This is a genomic window from Photobacterium lipolyticum, from assembly GCF_003026475.1.
GTDB lineage: Bacteria > Pseudomonadota > Gammaproteobacteria > Enterobacterales > Vibrionaceae > Photobacterium > Photobacterium lipolyticum.
Genome location: NZ_PYMC01000001.1, coordinates 248393 through 273747 on the forward strand (window position 1 = coordinate 248393; position 25355 = coordinate 273747).

The 25355-nt window shown below is 45.9% G+C and carries 23 protein-coding genes; 10 read left to right on the forward strand and 13 right to left on the reverse strand.

Going from position 1 to position 25355, the window contains the following annotated elements; all coding sequences use genetic code 11:
• The first annotated feature begins 1 nt into the window (after position 1).
• From C9I89_RS01020 to C9I89_RS01035, 4 genes are read left to right on the forward strand one after another with little or no spacing between them, the layout of a single operon-like run.
• Positions 2-964 carry an ABC transporter permease gene (locus tag C9I89_RS01020; RefSeq protein ID WP_107281483.1) on the forward strand — a complete coding sequence of 321 codons (963 nt, stop codon included), beginning with the start codon at positions 2-4 and terminating at the stop codon, positions 962-964.
• Positions 951-1838 (forward strand): putrescine export ABC transporter permease SapC, encoded by an 888-nt coding sequence (gene sapC / locus C9I89_RS01025; protein WP_107281484.1) that lies wholly within the window; start codon positions 951-953, stop codon positions 1836-1838. Before C9I89_RS01020 ends, sapC begins: the two co-directional genes overlap by 14 nt.
• Positions 1838-2836, forward strand: a complete 999-nt coding sequence (locus tag C9I89_RS01030; RefSeq protein ID WP_107281485.1) for a peptide ABC transporter ATP-binding protein — start codon at positions 1838-1840, stop codon at positions 2834-2836. Before sapC ends, C9I89_RS01030 begins: the two co-directional genes overlap by 1 nt.
• On the forward strand, positions 2833-3657 hold the full coding sequence (locus C9I89_RS01035) for a peptide ABC transporter ATP-binding protein (protein WP_107281486.1): 825 nt from the start codon (positions 2833-2835) through the stop codon (positions 3655-3657). Before C9I89_RS01030 ends, C9I89_RS01035 begins: the two co-directional genes overlap by 4 nt.
• A gap of 34 nt (positions 3658-3691) precedes the next feature.
• Here C9I89_RS01035 and C9I89_RS22905 read toward each other — a convergent pair whose 3' ends face one another.
• The 9 genes from C9I89_RS22905 to aroA form a co-directional block, all read right to left on the reverse strand.
• The gene (locus tag C9I89_RS22905) at positions 3692-4201 is read right to left on the reverse strand and encodes a type II secretion system protein (RefSeq protein ID WP_107281487.1); all 510 of its coding nucleotides are present in this window, start codon (positions 4199-4201) and stop codon (positions 3692-3694) included.
• Positions 4202-4328: 127 nt separating this feature from the next.
• Positions 4329-5597 carry an MgtC/SapB family protein gene (locus tag C9I89_RS01045; RefSeq protein ID WP_107281488.1) on the reverse strand — a complete coding sequence of 423 codons (1269 nt, stop codon included), beginning with the start codon at positions 5595-5597 and terminating at the stop codon, positions 4329-4331.
• Between the two features lie 126 nt (positions 5598-5723).
• The gene (gene pyrF, locus C9I89_RS01050; RefSeq protein ID WP_107281489.1) at positions 5724-6419 is read right to left on the reverse strand and encodes an orotidine-5'-phosphate decarboxylase; all 696 of its coding nucleotides are present in this window, start codon (positions 6417-6419) and stop codon (positions 5724-5726) included.
• A 129-nt stretch (positions 6420-6548) separates the two neighbouring features.
• Positions 6549-7718, reverse strand: coding sequence for a lipopolysaccharide assembly protein LapB (lapB, locus tag C9I89_RS01055; protein WP_107281490.1), 1170 nt, complete (start codon positions 7716-7718; stop codon positions 6549-6551).
• 6 nt (positions 7719-7724) lie between these two features.
• Entirely contained in the window at positions 7725-8009 is a 285-nt protein-coding gene (locus C9I89_RS01060) for a LapA family protein (protein WP_107281491.1), read from the reverse strand.
• Between the two features lie 130 nt (positions 8010-8139).
• On the reverse strand, positions 8140-8430 hold the full coding sequence (gene ihfB, locus C9I89_RS01065; protein WP_107281492.1) for an integration host factor subunit beta: 291 nt from the start codon (positions 8428-8430) through the stop codon (positions 8140-8142).
• 72 nt (positions 8431-8502) lie between these two features.
• On the reverse strand, positions 8503-10173 hold the full coding sequence (gene rpsA / locus C9I89_RS01070) for a 30S ribosomal protein S1 (protein ID WP_107281493.1): 1671 nt from the start codon (positions 10171-10173) through the stop codon (positions 8503-8505).
• A gap of 98 nt (positions 10174-10271) precedes the next feature.
• Positions 10272-10970, reverse strand: coding sequence for a (d)CMP kinase (gene cmk / locus C9I89_RS01075; RefSeq protein ID WP_107281494.1), 699 nt, complete (start codon positions 10968-10970; stop codon positions 10272-10274).
• Positions 10971-11178: 208 nt separating this feature from the next.
• Positions 11179-12465 (reverse strand): 3-phosphoshikimate 1-carboxyvinyltransferase, encoded by a 1287-nt coding sequence (gene aroA / locus C9I89_RS01080; RefSeq protein ID WP_107281495.1) that lies wholly within the window; start codon positions 12463-12465, stop codon positions 11179-11181.
• A gap of 269 nt (positions 12466-12734) precedes the next feature.
• On the opposite strand from aroA, the gene C9I89_RS01085 reads away from it, so the two are divergent.
• Positions 12735-13163, forward strand: coding sequence for a nucleotide triphosphate diphosphatase NUDT15 (locus tag C9I89_RS01085; RefSeq protein ID WP_107281496.1), 429 nt, complete (start codon positions 12735-12737; stop codon positions 13161-13163).
• 39 nt (positions 13164-13202) lie between these two features.
• On the opposite strand, the gene serC is transcribed toward C9I89_RS01085, so the two are convergent.
• The gene (serC, locus tag C9I89_RS01090; protein WP_107281497.1) at positions 13203-14285 is read right to left on the reverse strand and encodes a 3-phosphoserine/phosphohydroxythreonine transaminase; all 1083 of its coding nucleotides are present in this window, start codon (positions 14283-14285) and stop codon (positions 13203-13205) included.
• Between the two features lie 264 nt (positions 14286-14549).
• Complete coding sequence (gyrA, locus tag C9I89_RS01095) at positions 14550-17240, reverse strand: DNA topoisomerase (ATP-hydrolyzing) subunit A (protein WP_107281498.1); 2691 nt, start codon at positions 17238-17240, stop codon at positions 14550-14552.
• Between the two features lie 781 nt (positions 17241-18021).
• Here gyrA and ubiG point away from each other — a divergent pair.
• Complete coding sequence (gene ubiG, locus C9I89_RS01100) at positions 18022-18729, forward strand: bifunctional 2-polyprenyl-6-hydroxyphenol methylase/3-demethylubiquinol 3-O-methyltransferase UbiG (protein WP_107281499.1); 708 nt, start codon at positions 18022-18024, stop codon at positions 18727-18729.
• Positions 18730-18915: 186 nt separating this feature from the next.
• Positions 18916-19593, forward strand: a complete 678-nt coding sequence (locus C9I89_RS01105; RefSeq protein ID WP_107281500.1) for an HAD family hydrolase — start codon at positions 18916-18918, stop codon at positions 19591-19593.
• Positions 19594-19751: 158 nt separating this feature from the next.
• Here the strand turns inward: C9I89_RS01105 and C9I89_RS22380 are convergent, their stop codons facing one another.
• Positions 19752-19901, reverse strand: coding sequence for a hypothetical protein (locus tag C9I89_RS22380; RefSeq protein ID WP_170107592.1), 150 nt, complete (start codon positions 19899-19901; stop codon positions 19752-19754).
• 73 nt (positions 19902-19974) lie between these two features.
• Between C9I89_RS22380 and nrdA the strand changes: the two genes are divergently transcribed.
• From nrdA to C9I89_RS01120, 3 genes are all read left to right on the forward strand, one after another.
• Positions 19975-22239 (forward strand): class 1a ribonucleoside-diphosphate reductase subunit alpha, encoded by a 2265-nt coding sequence (gene nrdA / locus C9I89_RS01110; protein ID WP_107281501.1) that lies wholly within the window; start codon positions 19975-19977, stop codon positions 22237-22239.
• Positions 22240-22370: 131 nt separating this feature from the next.
• Entirely contained in the window at positions 22371-23504 is a 1134-nt protein-coding gene (nrdB, locus tag C9I89_RS01115) for a class Ia ribonucleoside-diphosphate reductase subunit beta (protein ID WP_107281502.1), read from the forward strand.
• Positions 23501-23788 carry a 2Fe-2S iron-sulfur cluster-binding protein gene (locus tag C9I89_RS01120; protein ID WP_107281503.1) on the forward strand — a complete coding sequence of 96 codons (288 nt, stop codon included), beginning with the start codon at positions 23501-23503 and terminating at the stop codon, positions 23786-23788. The genes nrdB and C9I89_RS01120 overlap by 4 nt, the downstream gene beginning before the upstream one ends.
• Positions 23789-23874: 86 nt before the next feature.
• Here C9I89_RS01120 and C9I89_RS01125 read toward each other — a convergent pair whose 3' ends face one another.
• On the reverse strand, positions 23875-25104 hold the full coding sequence (locus tag C9I89_RS01125; protein WP_107281504.1) for a CinA family nicotinamide mononucleotide deamidase-related protein: 1230 nt from the start codon (positions 25102-25104) through the stop codon (positions 23875-23877).
• Positions 25105-25355 lie beyond the last annotated feature (251 nt).

Sequence of the window (25355 nt, forward strand, 5' to 3'; positions counted from 1 at the left end):
CATGTTTATTTATACCATTCGCCGCCTGAATCTCTTTATCATTACGCTCGCCATACTAACGATGATCGGGTTCAGTATATTACGCCTGGACCAGAACTCATTATGGAGTAATCAACCATTATGGAGTGGCTGGATCCTCTATGTAGAGAATTTGGCGTCAGGTAACCTGGGCTTGAATCTCAATGGAGAACCAATTACTCAGGAAGTCTTAGCCGTCTTCCCGGCAACACTGGAACTGTGCTTCTTTGCTTTCCTGCTGTCATTACTGATTGGTATCCCTGTTGGCACACTGGCTGGCGTACGCCGAGGTCGTATCGTTGATACCGTCATCTCCTCCATTACCTTGCTGGGATATTCCATTCCCCTGTTTTGGCTTGCAATGCTATTAATTTTTTTGTTTTCGCTAAATTTAGGCTGGCTGCCTGTCGCAGGCAGGTACAGCTTACTGTATGAGATTGATCATATTACCGGTGTTGCTATTATTGATGTGCTGCTGTCAGACAAACCTTATCGTGCCGATGCGCTTTTTGATGTTATTGAGCATCTGATTCTGCCAACGCTGGTATTAGCCATGGCCCCGACAACCGAAGTCATTCGTTTAGCCCGCTCATCGTTCTCGGAAGTAATGACCCAAAACTTCATTAAAGTGGCACAAACTAAAGGTTTGTCGATGTTTGAAATTGTAATGCGCCACGGTATGAAAAATGCCATTCCCCCCATAATTCCAAAACTCGGGATGCAGTTTTCAACCATGATGACCTTCGCCATGCTGACTGAATCTATCTTCAACTGGCCGGGAATAGGTCGCTGGCTACTGAATGCTATTTCTGAACAAAACTACGTTGCCATTCAGGCTGGGGTCATTACCGTGGCGAGCTTTACACTGCTTGCCAATATCCTGTCGGATCTTGCGGGTGCAGCGGTTAACCCACTGGTAAGGAAGGAATGGTATGCTATCAAGTAACGTTTACCAGGAGCAGAAAATTCCGACCCAATGGGAGCGCTCCTGGCTAAATTTCCGTGCTAATTCGCTCGCGATGTTCGGCCTGTGGTGCTTGCTGTTTCTGATTTTAGTCACCATCACGGCCCAATGGCTGGTACCGTATCTGCCTCATCAGCAAGTTGGCGAACTGTTAATGCCGCCATCGTGGGATCCGTCAGGCCATGTTGAGTTCTTCTTTGGGACTGATGATTTAGGCCGCGATATGTTAACGCGCTTACTGCTAGGGTCTCAGCTTACTTTTGGCTACGCGCTGCTTATCGCTTTCGCATCCGCTGTAATAGGCTTTGCTATCGGTGTCCTGGCCGGTATGACCCGCGGCCTGAAATCAAGCATCCTTAATCATGCATTAGACACGGTACTCTCTATTCCCTCGCTGCTTCTCGCCATTATTGTGGTGGCATATATGGGGCCAGGGGAAAACAATATCCTGTTAGCTATCTGGCTGGCATTGATCCCTCGCTTTATCCGCGCGATTTATACCGCAGTACATAACGAAGTCGAAAAAGACTACATCATCGCTGCGCGCTTAGACGGTGCCAATAATTTTTATCTACTGTATAACTCGATCTTGCCCAATATATTAACGGTCGTCACCACCGAATTAACCCGGGCAATTTCTATAGCCATCCTAGATATTGCCGCCTTAGGCTTTCTGGGATTAGGAGCACAAGCCCCTTCTTCAGAGTGGGGAGCAATGCTTGGCGATTCAATTGAATTAATTTATCTGGCACCGTGGACAGTCACACTGCCAGGATTGGCAATCACGTTCAGTGTATTAGTCGTAAACTTAGTAGGAGACGGACTCCGCCAAGCTTTAAATGCGGGGATTGATTAATGCCATTACTCGATATTCGAAACCTGACCATCGAAATTGATACTCCTCAAGGAATGGTCAAGGCGGTTGATCGCATGAGCCTGACCATTAACGAGAGTGAAATTCGTGGATTAGTCGGTGAATCAGGCTCCGGTAAAAGTTTGGTCGCCAAAGCAATCGCCGGTGTAACCAAAGATAACTGGCGAATCAGTGCTGACCGTATGCGGTTAGGTGACATCGATTTGCTCACACTTTCGCCACGGGAACGCCGTAAAATCGTCGGGCGCGAAATTGCGATGATCTTTCAGGAAGCCTCATCCTGCCTTGATCCGTCAGAAAAGGCTGGTGAACAGCTTGAAGAAGCGATTCCGTCATCATCCTTTTCGGGCAAATGGTGGCATCGATTACGCTGGCGTCAAAAACAGGCCATTGCTCTATTGCACAAAGTGGGGATCAAAGATCATAAACGGGTCATGAATAGTTACCCTTATGAGCTGACCGATGGCGAATGTCAGAAAGTGATGATTGCGATGGCTATCGCCAACCGCCCTCGCCTGCTCATTGCCGATGAGCCCACCAATGATCTGGATCCAATCACTCAGGCTCAGATCTTCCGTTTGCTAAGTCGCATGAATCAGCTGAGTAATACGACCATTCTGTTAGTCAGCCATGATTTAACTACGGTTACCCAATGGGCCGACCGTATAACGGTAATGTATTGCGGGCAATCGGTTGAGTCTGGTAGTCGTAAGCAATTACTTGAATCGCCCCACCATCCTTACACTGAGGCATTATTACGGGCGATGCCTGATTTTAGCTTGAATATCGCCCACAAAAGTAAGCTAGAAACCTTACCTGGCTCAATTCCTCCACTGCAACACTTACCAATTGGCTGTCGACTCGGACCGCGCTGTCCGCATGCTCAGCGTAAATGTGTTGAGGTGCCTAAACGACAGAAAATCAAAAGCCATAAGTTTAGCTGCCACTTCCCGCTAAATATGGAGGAAACAAAGAAATGAGTGCACTCCTCGAAGTCGAAAATCTGAAAAAAGATTATCATTACCGCTCCGGGCTATTTCGCCGCCGTACGATTGAAGCCGTAAAACCCGTTTCTTTTTCTCTCGATGCTGGTGAAACTATCGCTTTCATGGGTGAAAACGGCTCAGGTAAGTCAACATTGGCCAAAATGCTCGCTGGTGTAGTAGAGCCGACCGATGGGATTATTAGGGTAAACGGTGAGGTACTCGAGCCGAAAGATTTTAAGACCCGCTGCAAACTCATCCGGATGATTTTTCAAGATCCGAATACGGCGCTGAACCCACGAATTCAGATCGGTCGTATTCTGGAAGGCCCACTGAAACGAAACACCAATATGACGCCGCAAGAGCGTGAGCGCCGTATTATGCAAACCCTCAAACGTGTCGGTCTATTACCCGAACATGCCTACTTTTACCCGCAAATGCTGGCGACAGGCCAGAAACAGCGTGTCTCACTGGCTCGCGCATTGATCCTTCAGCCTTGCATCATTGTGGCCGATGAAGCCTTAAACGGCCTGGATATGTCAATGCGCTCTCAGATCCTTAACCTGTTGCTGGAGCTGCAAGAAGAGATGGGGCTGTCATATATTTATGTTTCCCAGCATATGGGCGTGATCAAACACTTCAGCGATAAAATCATGGTGATGCAAGATGGCGAGGTGGTTGAGCGAGGACCGACAGAAGAAGTATTCAGTAACCCGCAACACCCGTTAACGCAGAAGTTGCTCGATAGCCACTTTGCAGCACCGGCACTCGACAGAACCACGCGCATCAGTCGCGCGACGCCGAAGATCAGTACCTAGGCAGGGAGTAAAGTAAAATCATCGGGCTGCTCACTCAGCAGCCCGAATCTTCAGAATTGAGTTGATAAGTTGAAGTCGCTTTTGACACCGGATGAAAATACATCACCCAGCAGCTTTGGCTCTTATTTGAATAGCCCCGGGGCATAATGTAGAGTCCCTTTCCACCGGGATTATGCCACATCCATTCATGTTTAGTCGCGTCATCATATGGCACTTCACCAAACTCTGCATTCAGAATTTTGCTCCAAGCATTCTTAAAGTCTGATTTGGGGTAACCATACACCGTAGAAACGTCTTCACCACTAACAAGAAGTTTTGCCGATTCTTCATGATCTGTTCCAGCAAGGGCAGAAAGGCCATACACTTGCGTAATCGCAGCTGACATCGCTCCCTTCATGCCTGATAGCGTGGATTTTCTCGCATCACTCTGTAAATTCATAAATTTCGGTGCAGCCGTAACAGCAAGAACACCTAAAATAACGATCACAGTAACTAATTCAATTAACGTAAAACCGCCCTGTTTTTTGGCTGTTTCATTAAACATCTGAATCCCTGTCACAACTGATAATTCAATTATTTATACTTTTCAGGTATTGTACACGTAAGGTATTAGTGAACAAGTGCGTGAGAAGCTATTTGCCAATTCCACCATAGTATTAGTTGAGCGTTGATCAGGATATCAGCCAAATCGAACCGCCTCCTAACAATACCGAGCTGATCACCGGGATCACGACATACTTGCCCAGCGCTTTAGACCCGATTGTTAATGCCATTCCCATCTTAACCAGACTATTGACCGCTGCCGCAATAAAAATACCCAAACCTGCCGTTGCAATTAAGAGTTCAGCTTTACTCTGTCGCCCTAATGCCAGAGTAATCGCATCAACATCGGTGATCCCTGATGCGGCCGATAGCAACAAAACCCCGGCGTTACCAAACCACTCTTGCAGTGCATGTGATAGCAGCATAATAAGCAGTAACACTAAGCCAAAAAATAGCGCCGATGTCAGAATAAGTGGATTTTGGTCTACCTGAGGTTGTTCACACCCCATAACCTTATTGTGACGCCAAATCCACCACGCCGGCAAATAAAAGCTAGCCATCATCAATAACATCGGCAACCACAATAATTCCACCAGCTGTCTGTTTACAACCGAACAAACAAACAGAATTCGCGGAAACATGGTACCGCAACTGATCAGTATCCCGCTGGCTAAAAGCCCGCTCAAGTGCGACTGTTTTTTTGACAAATTAGAAAATTGTATCGTTAATGCGGTCGACGAACTCAATCCGGCGAAGAGGCAGGTAAACAAAATACCTTTTTCCGGCCCGCTAATTTTGATTGCAAAATAACCGACAAATGAAATGCCCGCAATCAAGACCACCATCCACCAGATCTCATAGGGATTAATCGCCTGCCAGGGGCCGAACCCCTGATTTGGCAAAAGTGGTAACATGACAACTGAAATCAGCAGAAACCGCAAAGTCGCATCCAATTCATATGCCTGCAGTTTTTTCAGGGCATCATGGAGTTCTTTTTTGTTATCCAGAATAAGGGCTGTGATCACAGCTGCCGAAGCTGCAATGACAGGCTCACCTACAACCGCCAATGAGCCCAGCATAAAGGTGATGAGCATGCCAATCAGACCAGTAATACTCAGATCAGCTTTCACGTTCTGGCTATAGACATAGGAAACAGCAATAACAACCGCCAAAGCGATCAGTGAGAAAGCAAAAATCAATTCAGAAAATGTCAGCGCTAACAGTCCTGAAATTCCCCCCATCAAACCAATCAATGCGTAAGTTCTTATCCCGGCGACACGCGAACCCGCAGCTTCATTGCGATATACCCAGCCACGCTGAGTACCAATAATGGCACCTAGCAGCAGCGAGATTATCAGGCCCAAGAAAGGCGAAGAGGTATCAAATGGCTGGTCCATGGCACTTCCCTGATGTCATATATACAAATATAAGTGTATGTGACTAAGAAGAAATTACGGTAAAAATCACTAAAAAACCCCGCTAGTGCGGGGTAAGTCAAACGTTTGCTTTTTTCACTAAATCAGTTAGACGAGTGACTTGTTGATCTCTGCCAGTACTGCCGCAGGATCCGCAGCTTGAGTAATTGGACGGCCGATTACCAAATAATCTGAACCCGCCTTAATCGCTTCAACCGGTGTCATTACGCGGCGTTGATCACCCGCAGCGCTACCAGCCGGACGAATACCAGGCGTTACCAATTTAAACTCTTTACCTAGCTCAGCTTTAAGCATACTTGCTTCCTGCGCAGAGCACACAACACCATCGAGGCCACTATTTTTAGTCAGTCTAGCCAAGCTTAATACCTGCTCTTGTGGCTGACGCGAAATACCAATACCTGTCAAATCTGATGCTTCCATGCTTGTCAGTACCGTCACAGCAATCAACAATGGGCGGTCTTTGCCATAAGGTTCAAGAATTTCACGCGACGCCGTCATCATGCGCTCACCACCACTGGCGTGAACATTCACCATCCAGACACCTAATTCAGCAGCAGCAGCCACGGCACGCGAACACGTATTGGGAATATCGTGAAATTTTAAATCAAGAAATACTGAATGGCCCCGTTCATGCAGTTTACGCACAAAGTCAGGGCCATATAAAGTAAACATTTCTTTGCCGACTTTAAGACGACAACTTCCCGGTGCAATACGGTCTACAAAAGCCAAAGCTTCATCTTGGTTCGGGTAGTCGAGTGCGACAATCACTTTTGGGTCTAACATTAAATCTCCTGCTTAGACTTCGTCTTTCTAATTCATTGTTGGCAAGGCAGCTTAAAGAAAAGGGCTCACCATAAGCGAAGCCCTTTCTCAAATTACCTAATTTAATAGTCAGTAAGATACCAAACGGTATTACTCACCATCCAAGCCACGAATCGGCTTAACCGCCCCCCAGCCTTTACACGATGGACATTGCCAGTATAAAGAGTGGGTGGCAAACCCACATTTACGACAACGGTAATGTGGCTTCATTTTAAGCTGCTCACCCACCAGGCCTCGTAACGTGGTTAAACTTTCTTTTGCCCGCCCTTCTTCGGCTTCATCAAGATGGTAATCCATCAACTGATAGAAACCTTTCATTGTCGGGTTTTTTGACAACTGCCGAGTCATAAACGTTTGGGCCATAACAGCGCCTTCGCGTTTATATATTTCATCAGCAAGCATTAACTCCGCAGTTGATCCGGCTTTCATTTCAACACAATGCTGTAAGTACTTCAGCCATCCTGTTTCATTATTTGTTGCTTCATAACATTCAAGAAGAAGCGGCAGGGCCTCGCCAGCAAAATCGATTTCCTGCTCCGCCACGCGTTCCAGCTGTTTCGCAGCGGTTTTGTATTCACCATTTTTTATCAAGATACGTGCCATTGTGATAGAAGCCCGTACACAGCTCTTATCAGCAGACAAAGCCTTTTTCAAACATTGCTTTGCCTTATCATGGTTCTGAGCGCCCATCTCTATCATCGCAATTTCGCACCAATAATGGGCAATATCATGCTTAAGTTTTGGCTTGCCGATTTTAACGAGCTGATTCGCCATCTCGATGGCTTTTTCCCACTCACGCGTTTGCTGATAGATAGACAACAATTGCTGCAGCGCACCTTTACGGTGATCGGGCTCGTCAAGTAACTGTTCAAAGATTTTTTCTGCGCGATCAAGAAAACCAGCAGCCATATAGTCTTTTGCCAACTGCTGCAACGCGAGGTTACGTTGGTCAATGGTAAGATTAGGTCGGGCAATAAGGTTTTGGTGAATGCGAATTGCGCGATCAACCTCACCCCTGCTTCGAAAGAGATTACCCAAAGCAAGGTGAGTATCAATGGTTTCACTATCGACCTGAAGCAACTCAATAAAGAGATCGACTGCTTTATCTGACTGATCAGATAACAACAGGTTTAAACCCGTTACATATTGACGTGACAGGTGATGAGACTGCTCTTGACGTTCATTTTGAGCGCTCCTGTTACCCATATACCAGCCATAGGCGGCGGCGATAGGAAGTAACAGGAACAACAGCTCTAGCATTAAATCTTATTCCTTAACAGGCTCGGCACGAAGCTGATCCAATTCTTTTTGCTGTTTTACGACTTTCTTATTCAGGCGGTTACGAGAAAAGCGCGCCTTTAAATATAGCATGCCACAAATTAGCCAGCCTATAGTAAAGCCCGAGCCAAATGCAATTCCCAATAAGGTCGACATCTGGAACTCACCTTGAGCAACCAGATAATTAAAATTTACCAACTCCTGGTTCTGAGCCCCGAGTGCCAGCGTGATCAAAAAGCAAACCACTAGAATAAGAATGCTGATTATCTTCATCGTGAATCCTCTCACTAGATCAAAAATTTGATGGGTTGATTATGCAAGATTTTCACTCGTCAGACCATGATCAATAGACATAAAAAAACGGCATACTACACAGCATGCCGTTTTTTTGTTCTATTCGCTATTAACCAGCAACCGCTGCGTTAACACGGTCGCGTAATTCCTTACCAGGTTTAAAGTGAGGAACGTACTTGCCATCCAACTCAACTTTGTCACCTGTTTTAGGGTTACGACCTACACGAGGAGCACGGTAATGTAAAGAGAAGCTACCAAAGCCACGGATTTCAATACGATCACCTTCTGCGAGGGTGCCCGCCATGTGCTCAAGGATTTCCTTGATTGCATCTTCTACCTGTTTGGCAGAAAGATGTGTTTGTTGACTACATAGTCTTTCAATTAGCTCAGACTTTGTCATAAACACTCCGTTTTTAGTATGTTTCTCAATAGTATAACCGCTCAGGGGGAAAATGCTTCCCCCTGTGCCCAATTATTCGCCTTTAGCCGCTTTGAAAGCGTCAGCCATAGCGCTACCGAAAGAAGCATCTTCTTGCTTGTTTAGGCTTGCCATTGCTTCTTGCTCTTCAGCAACATCTTTAGCACGAACAGATAGGTTGATTACGCGGTTCTTACGGTCAACACCTGTGAACTTCGCTTCAACAGCGTCGCCTACAGAAAGAACTAGAGTTGCGTCTTCAACACGGTCAACTGATGCTTCAGAAGCACGTAGGTAACCTTCAACACCTTCAGCTAGTTCTACTGTTGCGCCTTTAGCGTCAACTGCAGTAACAGTACCGTTTACAAGAGCGCCTTTCTTAGTTACTGCAACGTAACCGTTGAATGGGTCTTCTTCGATCTGCTTAACGCCTAGAGAGATACGCTCACGCTCTGCGTCAACTGCTAGAACAACTGCAGAGATTTCGTCGCCTTTCTTGAAGTCACGAACTGCGTCTTCACCAGAAACATTCCAAGAAATGTCAGATAGGTGAACAAGACCGTCGATGCCGCCTTCAAGACCGATGAAGATACCAAAGTCAGTGATAGACTTGATCTTACCAGTTACTTGGTCGCCCTTAGCTTGCATTTCTGCAAATGACTGCCATGGGTTAGCTTTACACTGCTTAAGACCTAGGCTGATACGACGACGTTCTTCGTCGATATCAAGAACCATAACTTCAACTTCGTCGCCAACGTTAACAACTTTCGATGGGTGGATGTTTTTGTTAGTCCAATCCATTTCAGAAACGTGTACTAGGCCTTCAACGCCTTCTTCGATTTCAACGAAGCAGCCGTAGTCAGTTAGGTTAGTTACACGGCCAGTAAGCTTAGTGCTTTCTGGGTAACGCTTAGCGATTGCTACCCATGGATCTTCGCCAAGTTGCTTAAGACCTAGTGATACGCGAGTACGCTCACGGTCGAACTTAAGAACTTTAACGTTGATTTCGTCGCCAACATTAACGATTTCGCTTGGGTGCTTAACGCGTTTCCAAGCCATATCAGTAATGTGTAGAAGACCGTCAACACCGCCAAGATCAACAAATGCGCCGTAGTCAGTAAGGTTCTTAACGATACCTTTAACTTCCATGCCTTCTTGTAGAGATGCAAGTAGCTCGTCACGCTCAACGCTGTTTTCAGATTCGATAACTGCGCGGCGAGAAACAACAACGTTGTTGCGCTTCTGGTCAAGCTTGATTACTTTGAACTCTAGCTCTTTGTTTTCCAGGTGAGCAGTGTCACGAACTGGACGTACGTCAACTAGTGAACCAGGAAGGAACGCACGGATACCGTTAAGTTCAACTGTGAAGCCGCCCTTAACTTTACCGTTGATGATACCAACAACTGTTTCAGCTTCTTCGTAAGCTTTTTCAAGCTGGATCCAAGCTTCATGACGCTTAGCTTTCTCACGAGAAAGTTTAGTCTCACCGAAACCATCTTCGATTGCGTCAAGTGCTACGTCGATTTCTGCACCAATTTCGATTTCAAGTTCGCCAGCAGCGTTTTTGAATTCTTCAACTGGAATAGAAGACTCAGACTTAAGGCCCGCATCAACAAGTACGTAACCGTTCTCGATACCGATTACGGTACCTTTAACGATCGCACCCGGGCGAGTTTCGATTTCGTTTAGAGACTCTTCAAAGAGTAAAGCAAAAGATTCAGTCATTTAATTAATCTTCAATATGATAAACAACCATGGGTATCCTACCGCATGGGGTTGAAAGTAATGTCAGTTTTCTTCCATGAAACCGACAGCATCGCTGATCACTCAGCAAATAATGATTTTGTATCTAATTTCTGTTCAATATAAGCCAACGCTTGTGCCGTCACTTGCTCTATTGACATATCAGTAGAGTCTAGCACCAAAGCGTCGCCTGCGGGACGTAACGGAGCCACCGAACGATTACGATCGCGGTCGTCACGTTCCTGAATTTCACTTAAAAGGCTGTCAAAGTTAACATCTAAGCCCTTTTGTTGCAACTGATTCATACGGCGGTTAGCGCGCTCTTCTGCGCTCGCGTCAAGAAAGAATTTCACTTCTGCGCTCGGAAATACCACCGTACCCATATCGCGTCCGTCAGCCACCAGACCGGGAGCATGACTAAAGGCACGCTGGCGACGAAGTAAGGCTTCTCGTACGCGCGGTAACGCAGCCACTTTTGACGCGGTATTCCCCACGTCTTCTGTACGAAGCGTGTTCGATACGTCTTCACCTTCCAGAATAACCTTCACCAGTTCACCTTCAGCGATAAACTGGACATCTAAATGCGCTGCAAGCGGAACCAAGGCGTCTTCTGACGCAATATCAACACCGTGATGAATGGCAGCCAGTGCCAATACGCGGTAAATCGCACCAGAATCGAGTAAATTCCAGCCCAGCTTTTCTGCTAACAGCATACATAGCGTACCCTTACCGGCACCACTTGGACCGTCAACAGTGATAACTGGAGCGTGAGTAGACATAGGTTTTCTCCGAAATTGTTACAACAATCATTTCGTTAAGCAGAATAACTGCCTATCAAACGGGGGCATATTATACGTGAGAAATAACAAAGTTACACCTAAAAACATAAATGAGCCAATCAGTTCTTTTTTTGAAATAAGCCCTTGCAAATAAAAAGCCCGTAGCTACGAGTACGGGCTTTCTCTGCAAGCTAAAGACTGTCAGCCGTTATGCGGGCTGACTCAACATGGCTAACTTGTCGAAATAGTCAGGGAAGGTTTTCGAGGTACATTTAGGATCATTGATAGTCACAGGCGTATCACTCAGGGCCACTAATGAAAAACACATCGCCATGCGATGGTCATCATAAGTATCGATGGCTGCATGTTTAAGTTGCGCCGGTGGCGTAATCGTAATGTAGTCATCGCCCTCTTCAACTTCAGCACCCACTTTACGCAACTCTGTTGCCATGGCAGCCAAACGATCCGTCTCTTTCACACGCCAGTTATAAACATTGCGGATAGAGGTTGTGCCCTCAGCAAAAAGTGCCGCGATGGCAATCGTCATTGCCGCATCAGGAATGTGGTTAAAGTCCATATCAATAGCTTTCAATTCACCACGACGGGCAATCACGAAGTCATCGCCCCATTCAATCTCAGCGCCCATAGCGGCAAGCGCATCAGCAAACTGTACATCACCCTGAATGCTTTGCTTGCCTATGCCCGTTACTTTGATTTCGCCGCCTTTTATCGCCGCAGCGGCTAAGAAATAAGACGCTGACGACGCATCCCCTTCGACCAGAAATTCGCCAGGAGCCTGATAAGTCTGACCGGCAGCAACGACAAATTCCTGATAATCCCGGTTTTCGACGGTAACACCGAACTGCGCCATAATATGCAAGGTAATATCAATATAAGGTTTTGAAACCAAGTCGCCTTTAATACGGATAACCGTCTCTGATTTAGCCAGTGGTGCCGCCATCAAAAATGCTGTTAAAAACTGGCTAGAAATCGAGCCATCTATTTCAACCTCACCACCTTGCAGACCTGTACCTATAATTTTCAGCGGCGGGTAATTTTCATTTTCCAGATAAGTCACATCTGCGCCCGCAGTGCGTAATGCATCAACAAGGTGTCCGATTGGACGCTCTTTCATGCGGGGCTCACCCGTCAGTACAAACTCGCCATCCGCTAAGCATAATGCTGCAGCTAAAGGACGCATAGCCGTTCCGGCATTGCCCAAATATAATTCGAGAGCTTTTTCCGCTTGAAATGCTGAGCCCAATCCTTCCACTTCACATACGGTTTTGTCAGCCGATAATTGATAGTTCACACCCAGCTGTTTTAGTGCATTCAGCATATGGCGGATATCATCACTGTCTAACAAATTGGTGAGGCGAGTATTACCTTGCGCTAACGCTGCCAATAATAGTGCGCGGTTAGAAACACTCTTCGAACCAGGTAAATTCACTTCCCCATTGACCTTCTTTATCGGCTGTAACGTTAAACTTTCCATCTGTTATTTATTCAATCCTGTATTTTGGGCGTTCCTGCAGATTAGCGAATAATGCCTCAGTTCGCTAGTACCTTTTTTAATCCAAATAGCATATGGCTGTTTTGCCTAAATGCCACTGAATTCTCACTGAACTCTGTACCTTGAAGGTATTTGGGTATAAACCCTTATAGATTTTGGTCACACCAGCAGATACCCTAAACCAGATAAATTTATCAATAGTGTCAGGCAACTGCTGTATCAAATTTCAATCATCAAATAAGGGATCAAACGTGAGTTCAGTAACGCCCAAGGTCGGCATTGGCATCATCGTTGTAAATGACAGCGGTAAGATCCTTATTGGCAAACGAAAGAACAGCCATGCACCATATTATTCAATACCGGGCGGTCACCTGGAAATTGGCGAAACTTTCTCTGAATGTGCCATTCGGGAGATGGCGGAAGAAACGGGGATTACCATTTATAACCCAGAAGTTATTGCTGTGACGAATAACCTCGTGACTTACCGGGAATCAGGCAAGCATTACATCAGCGTTGCGCTCCTTGTGACCGATTTCAACGGTGAGCCGGAATTAAAAGAGCCCGACAAATGTGAGGGCTGGCAGTGGGTCGATCCTAACAGTCTACCCTACCCGCATTTTGATGCCAGCGAACAATCTATTCGCTGTTATCTGACGAAAAAATTCTGCATAAATAAATAAAAAAACCGCCAAATGGCGGTTTTTCATATTCAAGTATGATCAAGCATTTGTCTGCTCAAACTGCTGCATAAAGTCAACCAGAGCCTGCACGCCTTCAATCGGCATGGCGTTGTAAATCGATGCACGCATACCGCCGACAACACGGTGTCCTTGCAGCGCTTTCAAACCCGCAGCATCAGCTTGCTCCAAGAATTTTCCATCAAGTTCCGGAGTCTTTAACTGGAACGGTACATTCATCAATGAACGGTTATCCGGGTGGACATTATTCTTATAGAAGTCTGAGCTATCAATAAAGTCATATAGCAAATTCGCTTTTGCTTCATTCCTTTTTTGCATCGCTTCCAAGCCACCGAGATCTTTCAGCCACTTAAACACTTCACCTGCCAGATACCAGGCAAATGTCGGCGGTGTATTGAACATCGACTCTTTGTCGAACAGTACTTTATAATCAAAGATGCTTGGGATCACTTGCTTCGCTTTACCCAGTAAATCGTCGCGAACTATCACAATGGTTAAACCTGCAGGACCAACATTCTTCTGTGCCCCCGCATAAATAACACCATACTTCGACACATCGATAGGGCGAGACAAAATCGTTGAGGACATATCTGCAACGATGGGTTTGTCCGTATCTGGTAAATCACGGATTTCAATGCCGTCAATCGTCTCATTCGGGCAGAAATGGACAAAAGGTGCATCATCAGAAAGTGGCCACTCACTTGCGGGCAGAATCGCCTTTTTACCATCACGCTCACATGTGATATCCACCGCATTGGGCTCACAATATTTCTTCGCTTCAGCAATCGCACTGTGTGCCCAATAACCGCCATCCATATAGTCGGCCGTTTGTGCATCACCCAATAAATTCATTGGTACTGCGGCAAACTGACCACGAGCACCGCCATGACAGAAAAGAACATGATAGTTGGCAGGAATCGCTAATAGCTCACGCAGATCTTTTTCCGATTGCTGCGCAACAGCAAGAAACTCTTTGCTACGGTGGCTGATTTCCATCACCGATGTTCCTAAGCCATTCCAGTTAACGAGTTCTTCCTGAACCTTTTTTAAAACTTCCGCTGGGATCATCGCTGGGCCAGCGCAAAAGTTATAGACTTTTTCCATGATGAAAAACGTGCTCCTGCAGTGCAATTGGGGGGATATTTATATTTCTTATCACAAACCGTTGAGACAACGAGCAGTGACAAGGATCAACTTATATCATTTTTTACACCTTTATCGCGGATCTGGAAACCCCTTGAGGCAACTATTTATAGAAAAAAGATCGACTCGGCTGTAGTCATTGTCATCATCGGCTGTTTCCGCTTTTTCAGGTATAAAAAAGCGCAACCCGTGGGTTGCGCTTTTATCAGCATAGCAAACTAACGATTAGTCTTCGTCAGTTGATGCGTCTTGCTCTGAATCCGCTTCTGGTTGTTGCGTTGCTTCTGTATCCGTAGCCTGCTCACCGTCGACTGCAATTTCACCATCTACGATAGCGTCTTCATCCAGTTCAACTTCTTCTGGCTCATCAATACGCTGAAGACCAACAACAAGTTCTTCGTCAGCAGTACGAATTAGCGTCACACCTTGAGTGTTACGACCAACACGGCTTACTTCAGAAACACGAGTTCGTACTAATGTACCACCATTGGTGATCATCATGAACTCATCGCCATCTTCAGCCTGAACTGCACCAACAACTTTACCGTTACGATCAGAAACCTTTATAGATACAACACCTTGTGTCGCACGGCTCTTCGCTGGGTATTCTTCTAGTGAAGTACGCTTACCGTAACCATTTTCAGTTACTGTCAGTACATCACCTTCGTTGTGTGGAACAATCAATGATACAACTTTGTCACCTTCAGCCAGCTTAATACCACGAACACCAGCTGCAGTACGTCCCATACCACGAACACCGCCTTTCGCATTGCCGTCTTCGTCAATGACAGGACTTTCGTAGAATCGAACCACTTTACCGTAAGAAGAGAATAGCATGATATCGCGTGTGCCATCAGTGACGTCGACACCAATCAGCGAATCTCCTTCACGCAGGTTCACTGCAATGATACCAGCGCTACGAGGGCGGCTGAAATCAGTCAGAGGTGTCTTCTTCACAGTACCGTCAGCGGTTGCCATGAAGACAAACTTATCTTCTTCGTACTCGCGTACGGGCAGGATCGCAGTAATGCGCTCACCTTCTTCCAACGGAAGAATGTTCACGATTGGCTTACCACGAGCAGTACGGCTCGCTAATGGTAACTGGTACACTTTCAGCCAGTACATACGACCACGGCTAGAGAAGCACAAGATAGTATCGTGAGTATTGGCCACCAGCAGACGCTCGATGAAGTCTTCTTCCTTCATGCGCGTTGCCGCTTTACCTTTACCGCCACGACGCTGAGCTTCGTAGTCGCTCAGAATCTGGTACTTCACATAACCTTCATGAGAAAGCGTAACAACAACATCTTCCTGAGTGATCAGATCCTCAAGATCGATATCATGGCTCGCAGCAGTAATTTCAGTACGACGTTCATCGTTAAACTGCTCTTTAACGGCAAAAAGTTCTTCGCGAATTACTTCCATCAGGCGCTCAGGGCTACCAAGGATCAGTAGTAATTCTTCGATGATATCAAGAAGACCTTTGTATTCTTCAAGGATCTTCTCGTGTTCCAGACCAGTTAAGCGGTGCAGACGAAGCTCAAGAATTGCTTGTGCTTGTGGCTCTGTCAGGAAGTACTGACCGCCATGAATACCAAACTCAGGCGCTAACCATTCAGGACGTGCGGCATCAACACCAGCACGCTCAAGCATTGCAGCAACATCACCTAGCTGCCATGGACGAGCCAGAAGCCCTTCACGCGCAACTTGTGGTGTTGGCGCATTACGGATCAACTCGATAATTTGATCGATGTTAACCAGTGCAATGGCCAGACCTTCAAGAAGGTGCGCACGCTCACGCGCTTTACGCAATTCGAAAATTGTACGACGTGTCACCACTTCACGGCGGTGATTCACGAAGCACTTCAGCATCTCTTTTAAGTTGAATAGCTTCGGCTGGCCATGGTCAAGTGCAACCATGTTAATACCGAATGTCGTTTGCAGCTGAGTTTGTGAATAAAGGTTATTAAGAATAACTTCACCGACAGCATCACGCTTACATTCAACAACAATGCGCATACCGTCTTTATCAGACTCATCACGTAATGCACTGATGCCTTCAACTTTTTTATCTTTAACTAGCTCAGCGATCTTTTCGATCAAACGTGCTTTGTTCACCTGATATGGGATCTCAGTGACAATAATGGTTTCTCGACCATTTTTCTCAACTTCAATATCAGCTTTAGCACGCATGTAAACTTTACCGCGACCAGTATGGTAGGCATCAATGATACCTTTTCGACCATTGATCAGTGCCGCAGTCGGGAAGTCAGGGCCTGGAATATAATCCATCAGCTGATCGATAGTGATCTCTTCATTATCGATATAAGCCAAACAGCCATTGATGACTTCACCCAGGTTATGAGGCGGTATGTTTGTTGCCATACCAACCGCAATGCCCGATGAACCGTTGACTAAAAGGTTTGGAACCCTAGTCGGTAGCACTGCCGGAATATGTTCTGTACCATCATAGTTCGGCACATAGTCGACAGTTTCTTTATCAAGGTCAGCCAAAAGTTCGTGGGCTATTTTTGCCATACGAATTTCGGTATATCGCATCGCCGCCGCCGAATCGCCATCAACGGAACCGAAGTTACCCTGACCATCGACAAGCATGTAGCGTAGCGAGAATGGTTGCGCCATACGTACGATAGTATCGTATACAGCACTATCACCATGCGGGTGATATTTACCGATTACGTCACCTACCACACGGGCGGATTTTTTGTAAGCTTTATTCCAGTCATTGCCTAGCACATTCATCGCGAATAATACGCGACGGTGCACTGGCTTAAGGCCATCACGCACATCCGGAAGAGCACGACCCACGATAACTGACATCGCGTAGTCGAGATACGAGCCTTTCAGCTCATCTTCAATATTTACGGGCGTGATCTCTTTTGCAAGATCGCTCATTGAGCCAATATCCCTCAGGTAATTTCTGTCGTATACGTATACCAAACGGCATAGTTATCACGCCTATCTGCGCGTCATTGGTTGATAACTGCCTCAAAGAGCTTTGATGTAGCCCCCTACCGCTTCAACCATTCGGATTGCTCTCAAACAGCTGAGACCGCTCAGATTGGGTCTGATAACTATGACGTTGGGTATAATACGTGCAAGGTGCGAGAATATAGCATAATTCCGAATTAATAGGCACACCTTTCACTCCATATGTTGTGACTAATTTGGTGTATTTACGAAAAATCAGAATCATTGCTATTAATATTCGAATGAACATCCCCTATCTCAGGTCGATCTTTAACCATTCTATTCTCCTCATTCTTCACAATCGTTCAAAAAAAGTGCAACCAATTGTAAAAATACGACCCATACCTTTTTTATACACATTGGTCACCCGACCGGAATAAATCCTAAACAAACTCTGATCGCTGTCACCTTTATCGTCAGCACCAGGCGTAAAATCGGTGATGATCACAGGGAAATTTATCGTGAAAAAATAAGTGAGGTTGCCATGTTAAGTTCTGCAATAAATACCATCGGATTGTGCATCATCTGCGGGAAATATGTACTTATGTTAATTCTGGCAGCAATGACCATTTTTTCAGGCTCTATTAGTCCTGATTTCTTAACTTTTCCTATTATTGACTCGTCAGAATAATTCTCACTGAACTCTGCATCTTGACGTAGTTTAGGTTTATAATACGCCAACCAGTTAAGGAAAATGGCGATAACAATGACCAAGCAGTTAAATGTCGATCCGGCAGAAATCAGTAAATTTGAAGATATGGCGTCACGCTGGTGGGATTTCGAAGGTGAATTCAAGCCTCTTCACCAAATCAACCCGCTTCGCCTGAACTATGTGATTGACCGTTCCGGTGGGCTGTTTGGCAAGAAAGTACTGGATGTTGGCTGTGGAGGCGGCATTCTGGCTGAAAGCATGGCGGTGGAAGGTGCCGATGTCATTGGATTAGATATGGGGAAAGAACCCCTGACCGTTGCCCGCCTGCATGCATTAGAGACAGGCACAAAGCTAGAGTATGTACAACGCACAGCGGAAGAACACGCCGAGCTGCATCCACAAACCTATGATGTGATCACCTGTATGGAAATGCTTGAGCACGTACCCGATCCTGCGTCAGTGATTGCTGCGTGTGCCAAAATGGTTAAACCGGGTGGTCATGTGTTTTTTTCCACCTTGAACCGTAACAGCAAATCTTTCCTCTTTGCCATTGTTGGCGCAGAGCACCTACTCAAGCTGGTACCTAAAGGGACACACGATCACAAAAAGTTTATTCGCCCATCGGAATTGATTGGCATGATTGACCCGACCCCGCTTCAAGATCGCCACATTACCGGCCTTCACTATAATCCGTTAACGGATCACTACTGGTTAGGTAGCAACGTTGATGTGAACTACATTGTGCACACCGTCAAACCTTAGTTTTTTCACGCCAGTATTGATATTCCCATAAAAGGGCATGCTATTGCCCTTTTATCCATATTCACTCAAACGCTTGTCTTGACTAAAAGCCAATGAATTCGCGCTGAACTCTGCATCTTGAGGTAGTTTGAGTATATGCTTCCTATAGTGCTTCTTTTTTTGTGGTTGCTATATGGACATTTAAGCATGACAAAAACCATCCAAGCCGTTCTGTTTGATCTCGACGGCACCTTATTAGATACCGCACCTGATATGGCAGAAGCGGCAAACCGAGTACTGGCCGATTATGGTCATGGCCCGCTCACCGCCCCCCAAATCAAAGCCAATACCAGCTATGGTGCAAAAGGATTGCTCAGTGCAGGCTTTGGCGTTATACCTCCGCATCTTGAGCTGCTCGAACTCAGACAGGAGTTCCTCGATTACTATCAGCAAAATATCTGTGTCGGCACGTCTATCTTCCAAGGTATCTGCCAGTTACTCTCATACCTTGAACAACAAGGGATCCCCTGGGGCATTATGACCAATAAACCTCGGTACCTGACAGATATGCTGCTGCCTTTTTTTCCGGAACTACTGAAAGCACAAGCCATCGTTTGCGGTGATACGCTCGCCTTAGCTAAACCTCACCCCGAGCCCCTGCTTTATGCCAGTAAGATACTTGGTGTCGACCACGATAGATGTGCCTATATCGGTGATATCGAAAAAGACATGATTGCTGCTCGCGCAGCAAATATGCATCGTTACATTGCTGGTTGGGGCTATATTGGCGAATCGCATACACCAGAGCACTGGGAAGCGCATGGCATTCTGCAAACACCCGAAGCATTTATCACCACCCTGAAAAGTCAAAATGAACGCAAATAAGCTATATTTCAAACAATTATCAGGGGTTGATCGAACTGCTTTAAAACGACTAAAAATCAAGAAAAATAAATTTTTATTTTTAAAAAAAGCAATCATAGACGGGTTGCTTTTTTCATTAATATTGCCATGTCTGACCAGAACGGGTTAGTAGGCACTAACTATTTATTTTGAATCCCCACGTTATCCACAACCGGTTGAAAACTACCACCTTGCAAAATAGCGTCTTCATCACTATCTTGTAACCCCATAAGCTCAACACCACCATATATAGTGTTTTTACACGCAACAAGAAATGTAACAAAGATCACAATCTTTGCTAGCCTTATTATTAAAGTTGCAAAAAAGCACCGGATATATGAAATTTCGGGAAAACGACAAAAAATGAATCAACAACTCACTGTTACCAAGCGTGATGGCCGTAAAGAAACTATCGATTTGGATAAAATCCACCGCGTTATTGCCTGGGCTGCAGAAGACCTCGTCAATGTATCGGTATCTCAAGTTGAACTGAAATCCCACATCCAGTTCTACGATGGTATTAAGACTGCAGACATCCACGAAACCATCATCAAAGCAGCAGCAGATCTGATCTCGGAAGAGTCACCCGATTACCAGTACCTTGCAGCGCGCCTGGCGATCTTCAACCTGCGCAAAAAAGCATATGGTCAATTCGAGCCACCAACACTTTATAAGCACGTTACTAAGCTTGTTAAACAAGGTAAGTACGACCAGCATTTGCTTGAAGATTATAGCGAAGAAGAATTTGCCCAGATGGATAGCTTCATCGATCACTGGCGCGATATGAATTTCTCTTACGCTGCGGTTAAGCAGCTTGAAGGTAAATACCTGGTACAAAACCGTGTATCCGGTCAGATCTTTGAAAGTGCCCAGTTCCTTTACATCATGATTGCTGCCTGCCTGTTTGGTAAGTATCCAAAAGAAACGCGCCTTAGCTACATCAAACGTTTCTACGATGCGGCATCAACATTCAAAATTTCACTGCCTACGCCAATTATGTCTGGTGTACGTACGCCAACACGCCAGTTCAGTTCTTGTGTCCTGATCGAATGTGACGATAGCCTTGATTCAATCAATGCAACAGCAAGTTCAATTGTTCGCTATGTTTCTCAACGTGCCGGTATCGGTATCAATGCCGGTCGTATTCGTGCATTAGGGTCTGAGATCCGCGGTGGTGAAGCCTTCCACACCGGTTGTATTCCATTCTACAAGTACTTCCAGACGGCAGTTAAATGCTGTTCTCAAGGTGGTGTTCGCGGCGGTGCAGCAACCTTGTTCTACCCAATCTGGCACGGCGAAGTTGAATCGCTGCTGGTACTGAAGAACAACCGTGGAGTTGAAGAAAACCGTGTACGCCACATGGACTACGGCGTACAAATCAACAAACTGATGTACACCCGCCTGATCAAAGGGGCAAACATCAGCTTGTTCTCGCCGTCAGATGTACCCGGTCTTTATGACGCATTCTTTGCCGATCAAGACGAATTTGAACGCCTGTACGTGAAATACGAACAAGATAGCAGCATCAAACGTAAAACCATTAAGGCTATCGACCTGTTCTCGCTGCTTATGCAAGAGCGTGCTTCTACCGGCCGTATCTACATTCAAAACGTCGATCACTGTAATACCCACAGCCCGTTTGACCCAAGTGTAGCGCCGATCCGTCAATCTAACTTATGTCTTGAAATTGCATTGCCAACCAAGCCATTAAGCAATGTTGAAGACGAAAATGGCGAAATTGCACTATGTACGCTGTCTGCATTCAACTTAGGCGCCATTGATACGTTAGACGATCTCGAAGAGCTCGCCGATCTGACGGTTCGTGCGTTAGATGCCCTGCTAGATTACCAAGATTACCCGCTACCCGCTGCGCGTCGTTCAACCATGAACCGTCGCACCCTTGGTGTCGGTGTTATCAACTTTGCCTATTATCTTGCCAAACACGGTGTTCGTTATTCTGACGGCAGTGCAAACAATGTTACTCACCAGGCATTTGAAGCAATTCAGTACTACCTGTTGAAAGCGTCTGTCGGCTTAGCAAAAGAACAAGGTGCTTGTCCTGCGTTTAATGAAACAACGTATGCGCAAGGCATTTTACCTATCGATACCTACAAAAAAGAGATCGATAAAGTCTGTAGTGCAGAGCTCCACTACGACTGGGAAACTCTACGTGAAGAAATTAAGACTCACGGCCTGCGCAATTCAACCCTGTCTGCGCTTATGCCTTCTGAGACATCATCCCAGATCTCTAACGCAACCAATGGTATTGAACCACCTCGTGGCTATGTGTCAGTAAAAGCCTCAAAAGACGGCATCTTGAAGCAAGTTGTTCCTGAGTACAACAAGTACAAAGATAACTACGAACTACTGTGGAATATCGGTAGCAACGACGGTTACTTGCAGCTTGTAGGCATTATGCAAAAATTCATCGATCAGGCGATCTCTGCCAACACCAACTATGACCCGAGCAGCCAGCCAAATGGTAAAGTTCCGATGAAACTGTTGCTAAAAGACCTGCTAAACGCGTATAAACTCGGCGTGAAAACGCTTTACTACCATAATACACGTGACGGGGCCTCTGATAGCCAAACTGATGCTACAGACGACTGCACCAGCTGTAAGATCTAAGCGCTATATACGTTAATACAGCGACAGATGCGCACTTTTGGTTCAGACCTTGTGCAAGCTGCACAGTACTGAATAATGAGTATTTAAACATTAAATGGGAGCGTCAGCTCCCCTTTGATTTTGAGGAAATGATGGCATATAGCACTTTTTGTCAAACCAATAACGATCAGCTACAAGAACCTATGTTCTTTGGCCAGTCAGTCAATGTTGCTCGCTATGATCAGCAAAAATTTGAGATTTTCGAAAAACTGATTGAAAAGCAGCTTTCCTTCTTCTGGCGTCCTGAAGAAGTGGATGTCTCAGGCGATCGTATTGATTACAACAATCTGCCTGATCATGAGAAGCACATTTTTATCAGTAACCTGAAATATCAGACGTTACTGGATTCTATTCAGGGCCGTAGCCCGAATGTTGCCCTGCTGCCCATTGTGTCTATCCCAGAGTTAGAGACATGGATTGAAACATGGTCGTTCTCTGAAACGATCCACTCGCGTTCTTATACCCATATCATCCGCAACATTGTCAATGATCCTGCGGTAGTCTTTGATGATATCGTTGAAAACGAATACATCATCAAACGTGCTGGTGACATTTCCAAGTACTATGACGATCTGATCGCGGCAACAAACGATTATCATCGTTTAGGCGAAGGGACACACACCATTAATGGCAAAATCATTACGGTAAACCTTCGCGACATCAAGAAAAAATTATACCTTTGCATGATGTCGGTGAACGCGCTGGAAGCTATTCGCTTTTATGTCAGTTTTGCCTGCTCATTTGCTTTCGCAGAACGCGAGCTAATGGAAGGCAATGCGAAAATCATCAAACTAATCGCCCGTGATGAGGCCCTGCACCTGACAGGTACTCAGCACATTCTTAACCTGCTTCGTAACGGTCATGACGATCCTGAAATGGAAGAGATTGCGAAAGAATGTGAGCAAGATTGCTTTGCCATTTTCAAAGAAGCGGCTGAACAAGAAAAAGAATGGGCAGAATACCTGTTTAAAGATGGCTCGATGATTGGTCTGAACAAAGATATTCTTTGCCAGTACGTTGAGTACATCACTAACCTGCGCATGAAAGCGGTTGGTCTGGAGCACGCCTACCCGGGCGCGACGCAAAACCCAATTCCGTGGATCAACTCCTGGTTGTCATCAGACAATGTTCAGGTTGCTCCGCAGGAAGCGGAAATAAGCTCTTACCTTGTCGGCCAGATTGATAACGATGTCAGTGCCGATGATCTGGGTGATTTCGAGCTGTGAGTCGGCTAACCATTACGGTTAACGGACAAGAGGTTCACGGCAATAGCCGTGAGCCTTTGCTCGTACAGCTAGAAAATGCCGGCATACAGCCAGAGTACCAATGCCGCAATGGCATGTGTGGCGCTTGCCGCTGCCAGCTCAAATCAGGCGCTGTCGATCAGCAGGACGCCATGGCTTTTGTGGGTCAAAATGAAATTCTTGCCTGCCGTTCAATCCCAAAGGCAAATGTAGAATTAGAGTTCAATTACGAACTGATACCTTCCTTAAAGTCCCATACGGGTTAATAGCCGTCGGGCTAAGATGCTGCGCACGGTAGCGGCAGCATTCATCGCACCACTACGCTCTCATGAACCCTGCGTTTTAATAGATCCTATCTATCGGCAGGCAAAAAGATCTCGCTCTCACGCTGGATCGATTCATAGCGACCAATCACTGCTCTGTCATCCAGCCAGCGGCGTAACATATCAAGCATCACTGTCGCGACCATATTACGGTGGTCATTTGATGCATAACGACGTTTTGTTTTAATTAGCTGCGCCCAATCACCTTGTGGCGTAGATAATGCGACAGCAACTTTCTCGTCATGAACAGGCCCTGATACCAATGCAATATCTGATGCCGTGTCGTCTCTGGCCGCTGTTGCGATTGCTAACGCAGACGCAAGCAGATCCTTTGTCGCCATCTCAGGCTCGGTATTCGCCGCCAGCATCCATCCCTGGCGGAGTTTAGCCTTGGCGTTCGGGAAATCCTGCAGCCAACTGGTTAACCAGCCTCCGGTAGACTGCTCTGCAATGGTTAAGCTAAGATCTTGCTTAACCAGCAGCTCTCCAACCAGCTCAGGCAGCGTTTTCCCAACACCGACTACGTTATCACCCAGCAGTGAGACCATTGTTTGCTGCAGAGAATGAGCTTGCTCATCGCCTCTCGGTGCAAACAATTTAATTTCAATAAACGGCAATGACGAGCGATAGCCAATTTCATACCCTTTAGGCAAAGACAACGGAGATAATGTCTCGCTAATGCCCGATTCTGATAAACCAAACGTATAAAAACGGAGGCAATCACGCGCTGCTACCTTAGGAAAGGCACGGGTTAAACGAGGTACAATTTCAACTTGCACCATCTGCTTAAATTCACTGGGAACTCCTGGGGTGAAAAACAACCAGGCGCGATTCAGTTTCATCGCAAAACCACAAGCTGTACCTATCGGGTTTTCTAACAACTCTGCCCCTTCAGGTAACATGGCTTGCTTCAGGTTAGTCTTTGGCATTTCCCTGCCCAGTTTCTGATACTTAACCTGCATCTGCTCTACCCAATAATCAGACTGCTCAAGGCCAACATCACTGGCTATGGCAGCGGCCTGAGCGGTTAAATCATCACTGGTTGGCCCTAGTCCCCCATTAATCACCACAATATCAGAGGTAAGACTGCAGTGCTCTATTTCAGTAGCTAGCGCTTCTAGCTGATCACCAACCGTCGTACGACGTGATAACGCGAAACCATGCTGAAAAAAAAGACGTGATAACCATGCCGCATTCGTATCCAAAATATCTCCGTGCAGCACTTCTTCACCAGTACTGATCATCGCAATCTGCAACATGACTTCCTCTTCTGCAATTCATCAGATATCAATATATACCCAAATTATACCAATTCCATTAATTATCTAACCGTTATGAACACCACTGGGAGTCAAGTTCAAGGGAGCGATTTCTAAAGAAAATCACTCTGCAAGGGCGAGCGTCAATAGAAAGACAAGAAAACACCCCGTGATGTAAATTTTTATTTACACCCAGATTCACAAAAGTTGACAGTTAAGCGAACTGGCTTTAAGGTATCGACCAGCAGATA